This is a genomic window from Stenotrophomonas sp. 63632_Sma, assembly GCF_056482875.1.
Genome location: NZ_CM151220.1, coordinates 1,911,854 through 1,929,527 on the forward strand (window position 1 = coordinate 1,911,854; position 17,674 = coordinate 1,929,527).

Genomic DNA, 17,674 nt, shown 5'->3' on the forward strand with positions numbered 1-17,674 from the left:
ATGCCGTGAACGAGGTCGTACAGTCCCCCGCCATCCAGCCGCTGCCGAAGTCGGCACCCACGGCTGGCAAGCAGAACCTGCTCGACCTCGATCGCGCGGGCCTGGAGAAGTTCTTCGTCGAGGTTCTCGGCGAGAAGAAGTTCCGTGCCCATCAGGTGATGAAGTGGATCCACCATCGCTACGTCACCGATTTCGATGAAATGACCGACCTCGGCAAGGTCCTGCGCGCCAAGCTGCAGGCCCATGCCGAGGTGCTGGTTCCCAACATCGTGTTCGACAAGCCCTCCGCCGACGGCACCCACAAGTGGCTGCTGGCGATGGGCGTGGATGGCAAGAACGCCATCGAGACCGTGTACATCCCGGACAAGACCCGCGGCACGCTGTGCGTGTCCTCGCAGGTCGGTTGCGGCCTGAACTGCACGTTCTGCTCCACTGCCACCCAGGGCTTCAACCGCAATCTGACCACCGCCGAGATCATCGGCCAGGTGTGGGTTGCCGCACGCCACCTGGGCAACGTGCCGCACCAGATGCGCCGCCTCACCAACGTGGTGATGATGGGCATGGGCGAGCCGCTGATGAATTTCGACAACGTCGTGCGCGCCATGAGCGTGATGCGCGACGACCTGGGCTACGGCCTGGCCAACAAGCGCGTGACCCTGTCGACCTCCGGCCTGGTGCCGCAGATCGACCGCCTGTCTGCCGAAAGCGACGTGTCTCTGGCGGTGTCGCTGCATGCGCCGAACGACGCGCTGCGCGAGACGCTGGTGCCGCTCAACAAGAAGTATCCGATCGCCGAGCTGATGGCCTCGTGCGCACGCTACCTGCGCGCCAACAAGCGCCGCGAATCGGTCACCTTCGAATACACCCTGATGAAGGGCATCAACGACAAGCCCGAGCATGCCCGCGAGCTGGCCCGCCTGATGCGCCAGTTCGACAACGCGGTGCAGGCCAAGGATTCGGGCAAGGTCAACCTGATTCCGTTCAACCCGTTCCCGGGCACCCGCTACGAGCGTTCGGAAGAAGCGCACATCCGTGCCTTCCAGAAGATCCTGCTCGACAGCAACGTGCTTACCATGGTCCGCCGCACCCGTGGCGACGACATCGACGCCGCCTGTGGCCAGCTCAAGGGCCAGGTGATGGACCGCACCCGCCGCCAGGCGGAGTTCAACAAGACGCTGCAGGCGGGGAAGGGGAGCGATGCCGCGGCCTGACCGCCTCTGGCTGGTTCTGTTCGCAGGCATGCTGGCCGTTGCGGTCGGCGGCTGCAAATCCCATCCCAAGGCCAAGCTGGGCCCCAGCGAGGCGCCGGTCTACTCGGTCCGTGATCCGGACAGCGTGCGGCGCCAGGTGCGCCTGCAGGACCTGCTGGCCCTGGCCGCCCGCGACATGCAGGTGGGCAACCTCGATGCGGCCGAGCGCAAGGCGCGCGAGGCGCTGAAGCTGGCCCCCGAGTCGCCCGATGCGCTGGTGCTGCTGGCCGGCATCGACGAGCGCCGTGGCCGGACCCAGCAGGCTGGCGAGAGCTTCCGCAGGGCTGCCGAGCAGGCGCCGCAGCGCGGGGACATCCTCAACAATTACGGCGCGTGGCTGTGCCAGCAGGGCCGGCCGGCCGAGTCGCTGATCTGGTTCGATCGTGCGCTGCTGGCGCCGGGCTACGCCACGCCGGCCGAGTCCCAGGCCAATGCCGGGGGCTGTGCGCTGGATGCCGGTCAGTTCGAACGTGCCGAGCGCGACCTGCGTGCGGCGCTGGCAACGCTGCCGGGAAACCCGGTCGCGCTGGAGGCGATGGCCCAGCTCAGCTTCCGCCAGGGGCGCTTCATGGAGGCCCGGGCCTTCGCCGAACGTAGGATTGCGGCTGCACCCGCAACGCGTTCCGTGTTACAACTTGCGTCTCAAATCGAAGCGCGGCTGGGAGATCGGGCGGCATCTGACCGCTATCTTCAGCGCATTCGACAGGAATTTCCGCAGGAAGCGGGCTCCTAACTCCAGGGTTGATGCATTGTGATTGATGACCAGACTGTGAGCACTCTCGAGACTGCGGCCGGCTGCGGCAGCCGCCTGCGCCAGGCCCGCGAGGCGGCCGGACTGACCCTCGAAGATGTCGGCTCGCGCCTGCGCATGCCGGTCCAGGTGGTCAAGTCGCTGGAAGAGGAACAATGGCAGAAGCTGGGGGCGCCGGTGTTCGTGCGCGGCCAGCTGCGCAGCTACGCGCGCCTGCTGGACGTGGATGTGAGCCAGCTGCTGGAGCAGGCCCAGGTCGGCCCGGTGGTTCCGCCCACCCTGGTCAGCCATACCCACACCCCGCGTGCGCGCCGCATTGCCGAGAATCTCGGCCGTCGCGTGCTGTATGTCGGTATCACCGCGGTGCTGGCGGTGCCGGTGTGGTTCGCCACCCGTGGTCATTTTGATGGCAGTGCGACGCCGTCGCCGAACACCGCTTCGCTGGACGCGATCCCGGCCGCTGTGCCGGTGACCCCGTCTGCCGCCGGCGTCGAGCCGGCTGCCGTGGCTGACGTGGCGAGCGCCCCGGCCAGCAAGCCGGCCGCCACCCCGTACGTAGCCTCGCTGGCCCCGGTGCCGCGTTCAGCCCCGGCACCAGCGGCTGCCACCAACACGCTGGACATGCAGTTCAGCGGCGACAGCTGGGTCGATATCGGCGGCCCGGACGGCGCTACCGTCGAGAAGGCGCTGATCAAATCCGGCGAGAGCCGCAGCTTCACGCCGGGCCAGGTGACCCGGGTGACCCTGGGCAACGCCTCGGCGGTCCAGGTTCAGCAGAACGGCGCTATCGTCGATCTGACCCCCTACCAGCGAGCCAACGTGGCACGCTTTCAGGTATCCTCTGAAGGCTCCGTAGTCCCGGTTTCGCACTGAGGCGCGGTTTCACCACCTTCGATTAATCCCAATGGTCCCTCCCGATGGGCGGGGCGAGAGTACGCATGGCGATCGACGATCTGCTCGACGAGCACGAACAAAGTGAACGCGTCCGCAGCTGGCTGCGGAAGAATGGCGCCAGCATCCTCGGTGGCGTAGTCATCGCCATCGGTGCCATTGCCGGCTGGCAGTGGTACCAGAAGGATCAGGGCGGCAAGCTGGCCTCGGCCAATGTCGAGTACCAGAAGGCGCTCGTTGGCCTGCAGCAGAACAAGCTCGACGACGCCTCCAAGGCGGTCAAGGCGCTCGAAGCCGGCCCGTCCAGCATCTACGGCGACCTCGCGGCGCTGCAGCTGGCCAAGGCCCAGGTCGACGCCGGCAAGAACGAAGAAGCCCTGGCCACCCTGCGCGGCGTGAAGGTCGAAGGTGACCTGCAGCGCGTGGTCGACCAGCGTGTGGCCCGCCTGCTGGTGGCCACCGGCAAGAGTGACGAGGCGATCAAGCTGCTGGGCAGCGCCACCGACAGCAGCAGCCTGGAAATCCATGGCGACGCGCTGATGGCGCAGGGCAAGCGTGATGACGCCCGAGGCCAGTACGAGAAAGCGCTGAAGTCGCTGGACGTGGCAGCGCCGCAGCGGCGCCTGCTGGAAACCAAGGTTATGGACGCCGGCGGCACCGTTGCCGCCCCTGCGGAGTCGGTTTGATGAGTCAGAAGGTCATGATCACCCGCGTCGCCACCGTGCTCCTGATGGGCATGGCCCTGACCGGCTGCAGCACCGTGAAGGGCTGGTTCGCCGGCAAGGACGCGGCCGCGAAGAAGGCACAGGAACCGGCTGAGCTGGTCAAGTTCGAGCCGACCCTGAAGGTCAACAAGGCCTGGTCGGTCAACCTCGGCAAGGGCGAGCGCCGCATCGGCGTGCGCCAGGGCCCGGCCGTTGCCAACGGCCACGTATTCGCTGCGGCACTCACCGGTGGCGTGCACGCCATCGACCTGCAGACCGGCAAGAAGGTCTGGACCTGGGAGCCGAAGAAGGAAAAGAAGAAGGCCAAGCTGCGCCTGTCCGGCGGCCCGGGGGTCGGTGAGAACCTGGTCGTGATCGGCACGCTCGATGGCCAGGTCATCGCCCTGGACATCAACGACGGCAGCGAGAAGTGGCGCGCCCGTGTTCCGGGTGAAGTCATCGCCGCGCCGGCCATCGCCCAGGGCGCGGTCTACGTGCGCAGCAATGACGGCCGCATCACCGCGTTCGATGCCGGCAACGGCACCCAGAAGTGGTTCAACCCGAGCGAGCTGCCGGCGCTGACCGTGCGTGGCAACGCGCCGGTGGTGACCGGCCCGGGCGTGCTGTTCATCGGCAAGGACGAGGGCGCGGTTGCCGCCCTGGCCCAGCAGGATGGCCGCACCCTGTGGGAACAGAATGTGGGCAACGGTGAAGGCCGTACCGAGCTGGAGCGCATGGCCGATGTCGACGGCGCGCCTGTGCTGGATGGCAACACCCTGTTCGTGAGCAGCTTCAAGAACCAGACGATGGCCATCGAAGGCCCGACCGGTCGCCCGCTCTGGGCGCGCGACCATGGCGGTGCCGGTGGCGTGGCGGTCTCGTCTGGCAATGTGTTCGTCACCGACAACAAGGGCGGCGTGTTCGGCCTGGACAAGGCCAGCGGCGCGGCGATGTGGTCGCAGACCGCACTGGCCCGTCGCTCGCTGACCGGCCCGGCACTGCACGGCGACTACGTCGTGGTCGGCGACTACAAGGGATACGTGCACTGGCTGCAGACCTCCGATGGTGCGATGGCGGCACGGGCAAAGAGCGGCGGTGACGCCCTGCTGGCCCAGCCAATCGTCGTAGACGGGGTGCTGCTGGTGCAGAACGTTGATGGCAAGCTGACCGCCTTCCGGTTGGCAAATTAAAAATTGGAGTAATCGCGATGCTGCCTTTGGTCGCCCTGGTTGGACGGCCGAATGTCGGCAAGTCGACTATTTTCAATGCGCTTACGCGCACCCGTGACGCGCTGGTCCATGACCAGCCCGGCGTCACCCGCGACCGCAACTACGGTGTCTGCCGTCTGGACGAGGACAATCATTTCCTCGTCGTCGACACCGGCGGTATCGCGGAAGAGGAAGAGGGTCTGGCAGGGGCTACCACCCGCCAGGCCCGCGCCGCTGCGGCGGAAGCCGACCTGATCCTGTTCGTGGTCGATGCCCGTGAGGGCACCTCGGCGATGGACGACGAGATCCTGGCCTGGCTGCGCAAGCTGTCGCGCCCGACGCTGCTGCTGATCAACAAGATCGACGGCACCGACGAGGACACCGTGCGTTCGGAGTTCGCCCGCTACGGCTTCGGCGAGATGCTGACCGTGTCGGCCGCGCATCGCCAGGGCCTGGACGACCTGCTGGACGAAGTGGTCCAGCGCCTGCCGGAAGAAGGCAGCGGCGAAGAGCTGGACAACGATCCGAACCGCATCCGCATCGCCTTCGTCGGCCGCCCGAATGTGGGCAAGTCGACGCTGGTCAATCGCATCCTCGGCGAGGAGCGCATGATCGCCTCCGACGTGCCGGGCACCACCCGCGACTCGATCGCCGTGGACCTGGAGCGTGATGGTCGCGAGTACCGCCTGATCGACACCGCCGGCCTGCGCCGTCGTTCGCGCGTGGACGAGGTCGTCGAGAAGTTCTCGGTGGTCAAGACCATGCAGTCGATCGAGCAGTGCCAGGTGGCCGTGCTGATGCTCGACGCCACCGAAGGCGTGACCGACCAGGACGCCACCGTGCTCGGTGCCGTGCTCGACGCCGGCCGCGCGCTGGTGATCGCCATCAACAAGTGGGATGGCCTGACCGAGTACCAGCGCGAGCAGGCCGAAACCATGCTGTCGCTGAAGCTGGGCTTTGTGCCGTGGGCCGAGTCGGTGCGCATCTCGGCCAAGCATGGCTCGGGCCTGCGTGAGCTGTTCCGTGCGGTGCACCGCGCGCACGAATCGGCGAACAAGACCTTCACCACCAGCGAAGTGAACAAGGCGCTGGAAGTGGCGTACGAGACCAATCCGCCGCCGACCATCCGCGGCCATGTCTCCAAGCTGCGTTACGTGCACCCGGCCGGCGCCAACCCGCCGACCTTCATCGTGCACGGCACGCGCCTGAAGGAGCTGCAGGAATCGTACAAGCGCTACCTGGAGAACTTCTTCCGCAAGCGCTTCAAGCTGATCGGCACGCCGGTGAGCTTCATCTTCCGCGAGGGTACCAACCCGTACGAGGGCAAGAAGAACGTCCTCACCGAGCGGCAGGTCAAGGCCAAGCGGCGCTTGATGAAGCACGTCAAGGGCAAGTGATTCAGAGAAAGGCGGCCGCAGGGCCGCCTTTCTTGTTTGTGGTAGTGCCGGCCGCTGGCCGGCAATCCGATGATGCCTGGCGTGTTCACGAGGTTGCCGGCCAGCGGCCGGCACTACCGTGTCTCTACAGATCTCGATCAGGGCGGACTGCTGCGACGAGCGCGGCAATGAGGCAACGCGCATGGCATGCCTCGGCCGCGCCGCGATGTTGAAGCCGGTTGCACCTGGCTTGTGGCGGGGATCGATTCCGGCAGCTGCACCTGCCCCGTGATGCTTGCCCAGACCAGGGTCGTACCCAGTGCACCTGCCAGGTACGCCACCGACACCGCCCCGATCAGCAGGCCCGCGGCATGCTCCAGCCATGGAAGCAATCGGCAACACCCCTGTGCCCTGCGCGGGTGGCTGCCGAGCCACGCCATCAGCAGGCCGAGCGACAGCGCGACGCCACTCAGGCAGGCCACGTAAGCGGCCTGGGTGCCCGTGTCGGCAACGAGGCCGGTAACCAGGGCTGCAATCGCGAACTGCAGCATTCAGTTGCTGCTGCTGGCGAGCGCCAGCAGGCATCCTGCTTCGGCGTGCGGCCAACGGGAGCGGGCGCGCAGGCCCGAGGGCATCTGCAGGGAAAGCGGAGAGAACGGGGTCAAGCCGGCGTCGCGCAGGCACATGCCCGCCAGGCGCAGCAGCAGGAGGCAGCCCGCGCACTGCATCGCCAGCGTCCACAGGCCGCGGTTTCCCAGCATGCCCGCTGCAACGAAAGCCGTCGCACAGATGACGCCCGTACCGATGGCGATACCGAACGACGCGGCCATGGCGGCGCGCCCGCCCGCGCCCATTGCGGTGCGCAGGATCTTCGCGTGATTGGAAGCAGGCAGGAGCATGGCGAAGCCGTACAGCACCGCGACGATGAAGAACTGCTGCACGTAAACCTGCCACCGACCTACAGAAAGTGCCGAGTGTGGGTTGGTGCGGACGCGCCGTATTGAACGCTATTGCGACAGGCGCGAATCGCCGGCATCAGCCCACCCACAGCGACACGACGATCCATAGCGCCAGCGCAATCATCAGGAGCCCTGCGGCGCGCTCCAGCCAGGGCAGGGCGCGTGCGAATCGGCCCAGCACCCACGGGTGGCCGACCAGCGCGGCGACCAGCAGATCCCAAAGCAGGACGATGCCGAACATCCACGCGCCATAGAAGAATTTCGTTGCGGCGTTGGCCTGCGGGCCGTTGAGCATTGCCGCCAACGTTGCATAGAACAGCGCATTCTTCGGGTTCAGCAGCGCAGACAGGGCGCCCAGCCCTGCCGCCTTCCACCACCCGTGCGTATCGCCTGCGCGCGATTCCGCGGCAGGTGCCTGCAGCGTCGTCGAGCCCGCATGGCGCAGGAACAGCGTGCCGAGGTACAGCAGGAATCCGCAGCCCGCCAACTGCACCGCAATGAACCCTGCGCTGCCCGCGCGCAGCATGGCCATTCCAGTGAAAGCCGCCACGATGAAGACGCCGTTGCCAACGGCGATGCCTGCGCAGGCGCCACTGGCGGTGCGCCAGCCAGAGGTGATCGCGGTGCGTGCAACGAGGAAGAAATCGGGACCGGGTGATAGCAGGGCGAGAAAATGAACGGTGGCGATGATCAGGAACTGTTCCATCGGGTCCGGCGGCGGCTGGCTGGGGCGCCAGTCTGGGGATGTGCCGTGCGGTGGTATTGAACGTTATTGCAGGCTCAGCGCCGGTACTGGCCCGGGGTCGCACCGGCGTGGGCCTTGAAGACCCGCTGGAAATGACTCTGGTCGGCAAAGCCCAGTGCATGCGCGACCACGGCCAGTGCCTGGCCTTCGCACAACCGTCGGCGAGCCTCCTGGATGCGCTGGTCGATCTGCCAGGCGTGTGGGGTCAGGCCCGTGGCACGTCGGAAGGCGCGGATAAGCTGGTAGCGGCTCATGCCTGCCAGCGATGCCAGTTCCTGCAGGGCCGGGGTGTGTTCGAGCCGCTGGCGTAGAACGTCCATCACCGGCTGCACTCGCTGCTGCAATGCGGCATCTTCAGGCGGGCCAGCGACGGCTACACCATCGTGTTCATCCAGATCGCCGACGAACGCGATCAGCGCCGCTTCCTTGACGCTGACCGGATCGTCGGAGAACAGCGTCTCGTTGAGCTGGCAGTACTGCTGGTAGCGCAGGCGATGGCTGGAAATCCGGATGGGTTCCTGCTGCCAGTCGGGTCCGGGCAGGCCGTCATACTCGGCGCGGACTTCGGCCATCCAGCGCGCATCCAGGTGCAGCATCTGGTAGCTCCAGACCTGGCCGGGCAGGGGGTTGCAGGCATGCACGCGGCCTGCGGGTACGCCGACCAGATTGCCGGGTTGCAGCAGGCGCGGTCCTTCCGCCGCGCCGGTGAACACACTGCTGCCAGCGTCCACGGCGCCGATCGAGAAAGTGTCATGGCTGTGCGGGCGATGGCAGGCGCGGCTGTCGCACGCCCGTCGGCTTTCGACGAAGGGCATGCGCGGGTCACGCCAGAATTCGGTGGCAGAGCGCATGCAGCGGTTCCGGGATGCAGGGAGCAACGCCCGCATGGTGCCATGTTCGGGGCAAGGCGCGTCGAGGGTGTCTGCGCGATAATGCGGCCATGAGCATCCAAGAGCTTTCCCCCGCGCAGGCACGCGAGCGCCTGGCCCATGGCGCGGTGCTGATCGATGTACGCGAGGCGCACGAACGGGCCGGGGGCATGGCCGAGGGCGCGCGTGGCGTGGCCAAGGGCGAGCTGCAGGCCGACCCGGCCGCGCATCTGCCGCGGCACGACCAGGAAATCCTGTTGATCTGCCAGAGCGGCAAGCGCTCGGCCGATGCCGCGCAGTTCCTGCTGGAGGCTGGATACACCAATGTGGCTTCCGTGAGCGGCGGTACCGTGGCTTGGCGCGAGCAGTCGCTGCCGCTGGTGCAGCCGCTGGCCAGTGCTGCCGACCGCGACTTCTATGACCGCTATTCGCGCCACCTGCTGCTGCCCCAGGTGGGTGAGGCCGGCCAGCGCACGCTGCAGCAGTCGCGCGTGCTGGTGCTGGGCGCGGGTGGGCTGGGCGCCCCGGCCGGCTTCTATCTGGCTGCGGCCGGGGTAGGGCACCTGCGCTTCGCCGACCATGACCGCGTGGAGCGCAGCAACCTGCACCGGCAGATCGTGCATACCGAAGCCAGCGTCGGCCAGCTCAAGGTCGATTCGGCGCGCGAGCGGCTGCTGGCGCTGAACCCGTCGATCGAGGTCGAGGCGGTGCCGGAGCGGGTCACATCCGAGAATGTGGATGCGCTGCTGGAGGGCGTGGACGTGGTGCTGGATGGTTCGGACAACTTCCCGCTGCGCTACCTGCTCAACGACGCCTGCATCAAGCACGCCGCGCCGCTGGTGTATGCCGCCATCGAGCGCTTTGACGGCCAGGTAAGCGTGTTCGATGCCGGCCGCCAGCGCGGCGTGGCGCCGTGCTACCGCTGTTTGTTCCCCGAGCCGCCGCCGCCGGAGTTCGCGCCGAACTGTTCCGAGGCCGGCGTGCTGGGTGTGCTGCCGGGATTGGCCGGCGTGCTGCAGGCCACCGAGGTGCTGAAGCTGCTGCTGGGCATCGGTGAGCCGCTGGTCGGCCGCCTGCTGCGCTTTGATGCGCTGGGCATGCGCTTCCGCGAGACCGGCATCCGGCCGGACCCGCATTGCCCGGTGTGCGCGCCGGGCGTGCCGTTCCCGGGGTATATCGATTACGCCGCGTTTTGCCGGGGCGGGTGAACCCGGCCGGGGATTCATCCACGCATGGCGTGGATCTACTAATGCTTCGGTAGATCCACGCCATGCGTGGATGGATGTATCGGGTTTCGGGATGATGCTGGGGGTCGCTCCTCACATCGTTCCATCTCCAAGACAATCCGGCGCAACATGCGTGCTATTGCCGTCATCGGCATTGCTCTATTGTTGAACCCGATTCTGGATCTTGGGGAAAACACCGCATGGCGGTAGAAGCAGCGACCAGCGAGCTGGTCAAGGTCGTGGCCCTGTTGGGCGCGGCGGTGGTGATGGTGCCTTTGTTCCGCCGGGCCGGCCTGGGCTCGGTGCTGGGCTACTTCGCCGCTGGCCTGGCGATCGGACCGTTCGGGCTGGGCTGGTTCTCCGACCCGCAGGCCATCCTGCATACCGCCGAGCTCGGCGTGGTGATGTTCCTGTTCGTGATCGGCCTGGAGATGCGGCCCTCGCACCTGTGGAGCCTGCGCAAGGAAATCTTCGGGCTGGGCACGCTGCAGATCGTCACCTGTGCGGTGGTGCTGACCAGCATCGCCAAGCTGTTCGGCCTGCCGTGGCAGGTGGCCTTCATCGGCGCCACCGGTTTCGTGCTGACCTCCACTGCGGTGGTCATGCAGCTGCTGGCCGAGCGTGGCGACATCGCGCTGCCGTCGGGGCAGAAGATCGTCTCCATCCTGCTGTTCGAAGACCTGCTGATCGTGCCGTTGCTGGCGCTGGTGGCCTGGATGGGCCCGAGCGCAGGCAGTGCCGACGGCGAAGGCTCGCGCTGGCTGTCGGTGGCGATCGGCGTCGGTGCCATCGTCGGCCTGGTGCTGGTCGGCCGCTTCCTGCTCAACCCGCTGTTCCGCGTGCTGGCCGAATCGAAGGCGCGCGAGGTGATGACCGCCGCTGCGCTGCTGGTGGTGCTGGGTGCGGCGCTGCTGATGCAGCTGTCCGGCCTGTCGATGGCGATGGGCGCGTTCCTGGCCGGCGTGCTGTTGAGCGAGTCGACCTTCCGTCACCAGATCGAGGCGGACATCGAACCGTTCCGCGGCATCCTGCTCGGCCTGTTCTTCCTCAGCGTGGGCATGGCGCTGGACCTGAGTGTGGTGGCCGCGCACTGGCAGCTGATCCTCGGCCTGGTGCTGGCGTTGATGGCGGCCAAGGCGCTGTGCATCTACGTGGTCGCGCGCATCATGGGCAGCGACCACGCGCAGGCGCTCGACCGTGGCGTGCTGATGGCGCAGGGCGGCGAGTTCGCCTTCGTGCTGTTCTCCGCCGCCGCATCGGCCGGCGTGATCGACCTGGAGATCAATGCCAACTTCACCGCCGTGGTGGTGCTGTCGATGGCGCTGACCCCGCTGGTGGTGCTGGTCTACAAGCGCATCGCACCGAAGCCGACGGTGAACATGGACGGCGTGGACGAGGCCGATGGCCTGTCCGGCAGCGTGCTGCTGATCGGCTTCGGCCGCTTCGGCCAGGTTGCCAGCCAGTCGCTGCTGGCGCGCGACGTGGACGTGACCATCATCGACAACGATGTGGAGATGATCCAGAGCGCCGCGCGTTTCGGTTTCAAGATCTACTACGGCGACGGCACGCGACTGGACGTGCTGCATGCCTCCGGCGCGGCCAACGCACGTGCGATTGCGGTGTGCGTGGACAAGGCCGAAGCGGCTGATCGCATCGTTGAACTGGTGGCGCATGAGTTCCCGCAGGCCAAGCTGATGGTGCGTTCGTTCGACCGCGAGCATTCGCTGCGGCTGATCCATGCCGGTGTCGATTTCCAGATCCGCGAGACCTTTGAATCGGCGGTGCTGTTTGGCCAGGCCGCGCTGGTGGAGCTGGGTGCGGATGAGGACGACGCGATCGAGATCGCCGAGCAGATCCGCCGCCGCGATGCCGAGCGCTTTGAGCTGGAAATTGCCGGTGGTGGTTTGAATGCCGGCGCACGGATGATCTACGGCAACAGCCCGCAGGGCGTACCCACGCCGACGCCGTTCACTGCGCCGAAGCGTGAGAGCAAGACGCTGAACCCGCAGGATGTGCCGGAAGAGGAAGAGTAAAGCCCGGTGGTGCCGGCCGCTGGCCGGCAACCTCAGCGCACCACCCGTCGGTAGTGCCGGCCGCTGGCCGGCAAATACGGAAACGTTCCGACGTCATGAGGTTGCCGGCCAGCGGCCGGCACTACCGGAGGTTTGCAATTTGCGTAACCCCGGGGTCAGAGCCCTTTGCCTGCGGCAAAGGCATCCGACCCCATCAGGACCCATTCCGCGGTGGGCGAGGGGGCCTGAATCGGGGACAATAGCGTCCCCGCCGCCCCACGCCTGCTCCCGATGACCGATTCCACCTCCCAGCTTCCTGCCCGCATCCTTGATGGCCGCCGCATCGCCGAGGACCTGCTCGACAGCCTGAAGGTGCGCGTCGACGCCCGCGTGGCCGCCGGCGGCAGCCGCCCGGGCCTGGCCGTGGTGCTGGTCGGTGGCGACCCGGCCTCGACCGTGTACGTGCGCAACAAGCGCCGTGCCGCCGAGAAGGTCGGCATCGAAGCACATGACTATGACCTGCCGGCCGGTACCACCGAAGCCGAGCTGCTCGACCTGATCGACCAGCTCAACGCCGACCCGAAGATCAACGGCATCCTGATCCAGCTGCCGCTGCCGGGCATCCCCGACGCGCGCCGGCTGATCCAGCGCATCGACCCGCGCAAGGACGTGGACGGCTTCCATCCGGAAAACGTCGGCCACCTGGCCCTGCGCGAGTTCGGCCTGCGCCCTTGCACCCCGCGCGGCATCACCACGCTGCTGGGCCACACCGACCAGCCGGTGCGCGGCCGCAACGCCACCATCGTGGGCGTGAGCAACCACGTCGGCCGCCCGATGGGCCTGGAACTGCTGATTGCCGGCTGCACCGTCACCAGCTGCCACAAGTTCACCCCCAAGGACGTGCTGGAACAGGCCGTGCGCAATGCCGACATCCTGGTGGTGGCGGTGGGCCGCCCGGGCATCGTGCCGGGCGAGTGGGTGAAGCCGGGCGCGGTGGTGATTGATGTGGGCATCAACCGGTTGGATGACGGCCGCCTGGTGGGTGATGTCGGGTTTGAAGCGGCCGCCCAGCGGGCGAGCTGGATCACCCCGGTGCCGGGTGGCGTGGGCCCGATGACCGTGGCCACGTTGATGCAGAACACGCTGGAAGCCGCGGAAGCGCTGAGCTGACCTGCGATTGGGGAGATCTGCTGTTGGTGGGTACCGACCGTTGGTCGGCACAATGCCAGAGGGGTGGGGCTCCTGCTGGGGCACTGGTGTCTGAGAGAGAGTGCGGACCAACGGTCCGCACCCACCACAGGCAGGCCGACGACCGGCTGTTGGTAGGTGCCAACCTTGGTTGGCACGATCCGTCCGCCGCTGGACCCCAGATGGGGTGAAGGCCCCTCCCTGTTTGTGCCAACCAAGGTTGGCACCTACCAAAGGCGGTGCGTTTGGGTGCCCTGAACGGATCACCGCTGGCGCGACACTGTGTCGCGCAGAAATCCAATTCTGGCTACCAAAAAATGCTGTTCTTGGCTCCAGAAACAGGGTAAAATGTCGCGCTTCCCCACATCTCGGGTATGCCGATGCTGCGCATCCAGGCTGAAGCACTCACTTACGACGACGTCTCGCTCGTCCCCGCCCACTCGACCATCCTGCCCAAGGACGTCAACCTCGAAACGCGGTTGACTCGCGACCTGAAGCTGAAGCTTCCGATCCTGTCCGCCGCCATGGATACCGTCACCGAAGCCCGCCTGGCCATCGCCATGGCACAGCTCGGCGGCATGGGCATCATCCACAAGAATCTCAGCCTGGAACAGCAGGCCGCGGAAGTGGCCAAGGTCAAGAAGTTCGAGGCAGGCGTCATCCGCGACCCGATCACCGTTGGCCCGGAAACCACCATCCGCGACGTGCTGGCCCTGACCCAGGCGCACAACATCTCCGGCGTGCCGGTGGTGGGCAGCGACGGCCAGCTGGCCGGCATCGTGACCCACCGCGACATGCGCTTCGAGACCGAGCTGGATGATCCGGTCCGCCACATCATGACCAAGAAGGATCGCCTGATCACGGTCAAGGAAGGCGCCGCGTCTGACGAAGTGCTGCAGCTGCTGCACCGCAACCGCATCGAGAAGGTGCTGGTGGTCAATGATTCGTTCGAACTGCGTGGCCTGATCACCGTCAAGGACATCCAGAAGAACACCGACTTCCCGAACGCTGCCAAGGATCTGTCGACCCGCCTACTGGTCGGCGCGGCCGTCGGCGTGGGTGGCGATACCGATCGCCGCGTGGAAGCGCTGGTCGCCGCCGGTGTGGACGTGATCGTGGTCGATACCGCGCACGGCCATTCGCAGGGCGTGCTGGACCGCGTCAGCTGGGTCAAGAAGAACTTCCCGGGCGTGCAGGTCATCGGTGGCAACATCTGCACCGGCGAAGCCGCACTGGCGCTGCTGGACAGCGGCGCGGACGCCGTGAAGGTCGGCATCGGCCCGGGCTCGATCTGCACCACCCGCGTGGTCGCCGGCGTCGGCGTGCCGCAGGTCACCGCCATTGACCTGGTGGCCGAAGCCCTGCAGGACCGTATCCCGCTGATCGCCGACGGTGGCATCCGCTACTCGGGCGACATCGGCAAGGCGCTGGCCGCCGGTGCCTCGACCATCATGGTCGGCGGCCTGCTGGCCGGTACCGAGGAATCGCCGGGCGAGACCGAGCTGTACCAGGGCCGTTCGTACAAGAGCTACCGCGGCATGGGTTCGCTGGCTGCCATGGAGAAGGGGTCGAAGGACCGCTACTTCCAGGACGCCGCCACCGCCGACAAGCTGGTGCCGGAAGGCATCGAAGGCCGCGTGCCGTACCGCGGCCCGGTGGGCGGTATCATCCACCAGCTGATGGGCGGCCTGCGCGCCACCATGGGCTACGTGGGCTGCGCCACCATCGAAGACATGCGCAGCAAGCCCAAGTTCGTGAAGATCAGCGGCGCCGGCCAGCGTGAGAGCCACGTCCACGACGTGACGATCACCAAAGAGCCGCCGAACTACCGCGCCTGACGCGGGCCGGGCAAAGAGGAACGAGGAAGCTGATTCCCGTTCCTCTTTTTCCATCTGCTGCTGCAAATCTGATTTCGTTTTCCCTACTGCATTGCCAGGGCGCCATGACCAACATCCATAACGACAAGATCCTGATCCTCGATTTCGGCGCGCAGTACACGCAGCTGATCGCCCGCCGCATCCGCGAGCTGGGCGTCTACTGCGAAATCTGGGCGTGGGACCACAACCCGGCCGAGATCGCCGCGTTCGGCGCCAAGGGCATCATCCTGTCCGGTGGCCCGGAATCGACCACGCTGCCGGGTGCCCCGGCCGCGCCGCAGGAGGTGTTCGACAGCGGCCTGCCGATCTTCGGCATCTGCTACGGCATGCAGACCCTGGCCGCGCAGCTGGGCGGTGCCACCGAAGCGGCTGATCAGCGCGAATTCGGCCACGCCGAAGTGAGCGTGATCAATCCGGATGCATTGTTCAAGGGCCTGAGCGACCACGGCGGCGAGCCGAAGCTGAATGTCTGGATGAGCCACGGCGACCACGTCTCCGTTGCACCGCCGGGCTTCACCATCACCGCCACCACCGACCGCATTCCGGTGGCCGCCATGGCCAACGAAGAGAAGCGCTGGTACGGCGTGCAGTTCCACCCGGAAGTGACCCACACCCTGCAGGGCCAGGCGCTGCTGCGCCGCTTCGTGGCGGACGTGTGCGGCTGCCAGACCCTGTGGACCGCTGCCAACATCATCGACGACCAGATCGCCCGCGTGCGCGAACAGGTGGGCGATGACGAAGTGATCCTGGGCCTGTCCGGCGGCGTCGACTCATCCGTGGTGGCCGCGCTGCTGCACAAGGCCATCGGCGAGAAGCTGACCTGCGTGTTCGTGGATACCGGCCTGCTGCGCTGGCAGGAAGGCGACCAGGTGATGGCGATGTTCGCCGAGCACATGGGCGTGAAGGTGGTGCGCGTGAATGCCGCCGACCGTTACTTCGCTGCGCTGGAAGGCGTGAGCGACCCGGAAGCCAAGCGCAAGATCATCGGCAACCTGTTCGTTGAGATCTTCGACGAAGAGTCGAACAAGCTGAAGAACGCCAAGTGGCTGGCGCAGGGCACCATCTACCCGGACGTGATCGAGTCGGCCGGCAGCAAGACCGGCAAGGCGCATGTGATCAAGAGCCACCACAACGTGGGCGGTCTGCCGGAGCACATGAAGCTGGGCCTGGTGGAGCCGCTGCGCGAGCTGTTCAAGGACGAAGTGCGCCGCCTGGGCGTCGAACTCGGCCTGCCGCGCACCATGGTCTACCGCCATCCGTTCCCGGGCCCGGGCCTGGGCGTGCGTATCCTGGGAGAAGTGAAGCGCGAATACGCCGAGCTGCTGGCCAAGGCCGATGCCATCTTCATTGATGAGCTGCGTAAGGCAGATCTGTACGACAAGACAAGCCAAGCGTTTGCCGTGTTCCTGCCGGTGAAGTCGGTGGGCGTGGTGGGCGATGCGCGTGCTTATGAGTGGGTGATTGCGCTAAGGGCTGTGGAGACGATTGACTTCATGACCGCGCATTGGGCGCATCTGCCCTATGAGTTCCTGGGTACGGTGAGCAACCGGATCATCAATGAGTTGCGGGGGGTGTCGCGGGTTGTTTACGACATCTCGGGGAAGCCGCCGGCGACTATTGAGTGGGAATGAGTTGAAAGAGCGAGGGTGCCGAGAGGCGCCCTTGTTGTTTGTGGTGTCCACTAGCGTTTGGCCCGGTTCTGCACTGGCTTGTTAGCCGCACCCGGTCGCCCTAGTATCGAGCTGTATCAGGGGCCATGCTGTGCTTTGTGGATACGTTGTATGGCCGGATCCGCGGGCCGGACTACTAGGTTATTGGGGCGCACAACAATGGTTACTCGGTCCATGGATGAAGTCCGTAGTGAGTACATCTCCTTGATGGGACAAGAGCTTGGGGCGAGCTTCTATGAGCTGCACCGAAAACTCGTGGAACTTCATGTTCTTTGGCAACAGTACCGCCAGCTTTTCGGCGATGACCCTGGCACGGTCCACCTGCTTAACCGGACCTCTGGCCTGTTCTTCAAAATCGTTCAAGATGAGCTTTGGGACAGTGTTCTACTGGGTGTGTCCCGGATGACGGACCCGCCGACCACGGGCAAGAAGAAGAATCTTACGATCCACTCTCTGCCTTCGCTAATCTCCGATATAAGGCTGCTGGGCGAGGTGCAGAATCTCTGTGGCAAAGCTCTCGTTGCAGCGGAGTTCGCTCGCGAGCATCGCAACAAACGCATCGCTCATCAGGATCACGATTATCTCAGAAATCGAAGCTCCGATCCGCTGAGCGGAGTTAGTAGGAAATTGATAGAGGAGATGCTTGCTGCACTAAGGGCCGTCCTGAATCGCTTGGAATTGCATTTTCGAGACAGCACTGTCATTTATGAGGATTTCGTGGACGACAGTGGAGCAAGGCTCTTGGTCCATAAATTGAGAAAGATGGAGCGACTCCAAGCTGCGGCCACAAGTGCACTCTAACAACTTATTTAGGCCGTCGCCGCTTCACAGCGAGGCTCACTTAGGCGTTGATCGAGGTCTGCTTCTGGGCGAAAGCGGGGGCGCCGGCGTTAGAAGGGGCGATCAAAAATGACGGTGTCCGCTCTCGACCCGAAGCGGACGTTACAT

Annotated in this window: 16 protein-coding genes; 12 read left to right on the forward strand and 4 right to left on the reverse strand. The window is 66.0% G+C overall.

The genetic code is table 11. The annotated features are described in order from the left end of the window. The first annotated feature begins 5 nt into the window (after nucleotides 1–5). The 6 genes from rlmN to der all read left to right on the forward strand — a co-directional run bounded on the left by rlmN (nucleotide 6) and on the right by der (nucleotide 6,201). Entirely contained in the window at nucleotides 6–1,211 is a 1,206-nt protein-coding gene (gene rlmN, locus ACZK45_RS08900) for a dual-specificity RNA methyltransferase RlmN (RefSeq protein ID WP_005409296.1), read from the forward strand. Next, on the forward strand, nucleotides 1,198–1,983 hold the full coding sequence (gene pilW, locus ACZK45_RS08905; RefSeq protein ID WP_478445701.1) for a type IV pilus biogenesis/stability protein PilW: 786 nt from the start codon (nucleotides 1,198–1,200) through the stop codon (nucleotides 1,981–1,983). The genes rlmN and pilW overlap by 14 nt, the downstream gene beginning before the upstream one ends. An 18-nt stretch (nucleotides 1,984–2,001) precedes the next feature. After that, nucleotides 2,002–2,874, forward strand: a complete 873-nt coding sequence (locus tag ACZK45_RS08910; protein ID WP_125895525.1) for a RodZ domain-containing protein — start codon at nucleotides 2,002–2,004, stop codon at nucleotides 2,872–2,874. A 65-nt stretch (nucleotides 2,875–2,939) separates the two neighbouring features. Continuing rightward, the gene (locus tag ACZK45_RS08915; protein WP_032130493.1) at nucleotides 2,940–3,578 is read left to right on the forward strand and encodes a YfgM family protein; all 639 of its coding nucleotides are present in this window, start codon (nucleotides 2,940–2,942) and stop codon (nucleotides 3,576–3,578) included. After that, nucleotides 3,578–4,786, forward strand: coding sequence for an outer membrane protein assembly factor BamB (bamB, locus tag ACZK45_RS08920; protein WP_121503076.1), 1,209 nt, complete (start codon nucleotides 3,578–3,580; stop codon nucleotides 4,784–4,786). Before ACZK45_RS08915 ends, bamB begins: the two co-directional genes overlap by 1 nt. A gap of 17 nt (nucleotides 4,787–4,803) precedes the next feature. Next, nucleotides 4,804–6,201, forward strand: a complete 1,398-nt coding sequence (gene der / locus ACZK45_RS08925; RefSeq protein WP_049453247.1) for a ribosome biogenesis GTPase Der — start codon at nucleotides 4,804–4,806, stop codon at nucleotides 6,199–6,201. 137 nt (nucleotides 6,202–6,338) lie between these two features. Here the strand turns inward: der and ACZK45_RS08930 are convergent, their stop codons facing one another. The 4 genes from ACZK45_RS08930 to ACZK45_RS08945 form a co-directional block, all read right to left on the reverse strand. After that, nucleotides 6,339–6,731, reverse strand: a complete 393-nt coding sequence (locus ACZK45_RS08930; protein ID WP_478445702.1) for a hypothetical protein — start codon at nucleotides 6,729–6,731, stop codon at nucleotides 6,339–6,341. Beyond that, a complete protein-coding gene (locus ACZK45_RS08935) occupies nucleotides 6,732–7,121 on the reverse strand; it encodes a hypothetical protein (RefSeq protein WP_478445703.1) in 390 nt (129 codons plus the stop codon). 94 nt (nucleotides 7,122–7,215) lie between these two features. Further along, entirely contained in the window at nucleotides 7,216–7,845 is a 630-nt protein-coding gene (locus tag ACZK45_RS08940) for a LysE family translocator (RefSeq protein ID WP_121503079.1), read from the reverse strand. Between the two features lie 74 nt (nucleotides 7,846–7,919). Further along, entirely contained in the window at nucleotides 7,920–8,735 is an 816-nt protein-coding gene (locus tag ACZK45_RS08945; RefSeq protein ID WP_478445704.1) for a helix-turn-helix domain-containing protein, read from the reverse strand. Nucleotides 8,736–8,824: 89 nt separating this feature from the next. Between ACZK45_RS08945 and moeB the strand changes: the two genes are divergently transcribed. The 6 genes from moeB to ACZK45_RS08975 all read left to right on the forward strand — a co-directional run bounded on the left by moeB (nucleotide 8,825) and on the right by ACZK45_RS08975 (nucleotide 17,527). Further along, the gene (gene moeB, locus ACZK45_RS08950) at nucleotides 8,825–9,961 is read left to right on the forward strand and encodes a molybdopterin-synthase adenylyltransferase MoeB (RefSeq protein WP_478445705.1); all 1,137 of its coding nucleotides are present in this window, start codon (nucleotides 8,825–8,827) and stop codon (nucleotides 9,959–9,961) included. 218 nt (nucleotides 9,962–10,179) lie between these two features. Further along, the gene (locus ACZK45_RS08955; protein WP_478445706.1) at nucleotides 10,180–12,012 is read left to right on the forward strand and encodes a monovalent cation:proton antiporter-2 (CPA2) family protein; all 1,833 of its coding nucleotides are present in this window, start codon (nucleotides 10,180–10,182) and stop codon (nucleotides 12,010–12,012) included. 270 nt (nucleotides 12,013–12,282) lie between these two features. Continuing rightward, the gene (gene folD, locus ACZK45_RS08960) at nucleotides 12,283–13,161 is read left to right on the forward strand and encodes a bifunctional methylenetetrahydrofolate dehydrogenase/methenyltetrahydrofolate cyclohydrolase FolD (protein ID WP_100468257.1); all 879 of its coding nucleotides are present in this window, start codon (nucleotides 12,283–12,285) and stop codon (nucleotides 13,159–13,161) included. Nucleotides 13,162–13,559: 398 nt separating this feature from the next. After that, nucleotides 13,560–15,017, forward strand: a complete 1,458-nt coding sequence (gene guaB, locus ACZK45_RS08965) for an IMP dehydrogenase (RefSeq protein WP_478445707.1) — start codon at nucleotides 13,560–13,562, stop codon at nucleotides 15,015–15,017. Between the two features lie 104 nt (nucleotides 15,018–15,121). Continuing rightward, nucleotides 15,122–16,687, forward strand: coding sequence for a glutamine-hydrolyzing GMP synthase (guaA, locus tag ACZK45_RS08970; RefSeq protein WP_478445708.1), 1,566 nt, complete (start codon nucleotides 15,122–15,124; stop codon nucleotides 16,685–16,687). A 198-nt stretch (nucleotides 16,688–16,885) separates the two neighbouring features. Beyond that, nucleotides 16,886–17,527: an AbiU2 domain-containing protein gene (locus ACZK45_RS08975; RefSeq protein ID WP_478445709.1), complete on the forward strand. Its 642-nt coding sequence runs from the start codon at nucleotides 16,886–16,888 to the stop codon at nucleotides 17,525–17,527. The last annotated feature ends 147 nt before the right edge of the window (nucleotides 17,528–17,674 follow it).